The following is a 517-nucleotide window of genomic DNA, read 5'->3' on the forward strand; positions in this document are numbered from 1 at the left end:
ACCACCCGCACCCTTGCCATTACAGGCGATGGCACAGGGCAAGCCAATTTTGATGGGTCAGCCAATGCCAATATCGCCCTAACCCTTGCAAACTCTGGCGTAACCGCAGGCTCTTATAACTCGGTTACGGTAGATGCCAAAGGACGAGTTACCGCAGGTCTCACCCAAACGCACGGCTTAGTAACCGCCACTACCGCCACAGGCACGGCAAATCGCGCCACGACAAACCGCAACACATTCTTAAACATTGTGGCAAGTGGCGTAGGACAAACAGCGTCCGTTGGCTCATCCACCCAAATCACAGGCACGAATGGTATTACGGTATCAAGTGATGCGGCAGGTAAACTCATTGTTACTCGTGATAGTAACTCGCCAACGGCAACGAAGCTACAAACCCCACGCACCATCAACGGTGTGGCATTTGACGGCACAAGAGACATTACCATTCCTTTTAATTTTAATGTGCAATCACTACGCTCTGATAATGGTTATTTGAAATTTCCAGATGGCACGATTA

The 517-nt window shown here is 49.9% G+C and carries 1 protein-coding gene; it reads left to right on the forward strand.

Annotated elements, in window-relative coordinates; translation table 11 throughout:
- On the forward strand, positions 1-517 hold a 517-nt coding region (locus ACERC6_RS10300; RefSeq protein WP_373628966.1), incomplete at both ends, for a hypothetical protein.

The sequence above is a fragment of the Moraxella sp. E33BD genome (genome assembly GCF_041807865.1).
Taxonomy (GTDB): domain Bacteria; phylum Pseudomonadota; class Gammaproteobacteria; order Pseudomonadales; family Moraxellaceae; genus Moraxella; species Moraxella haemolytica.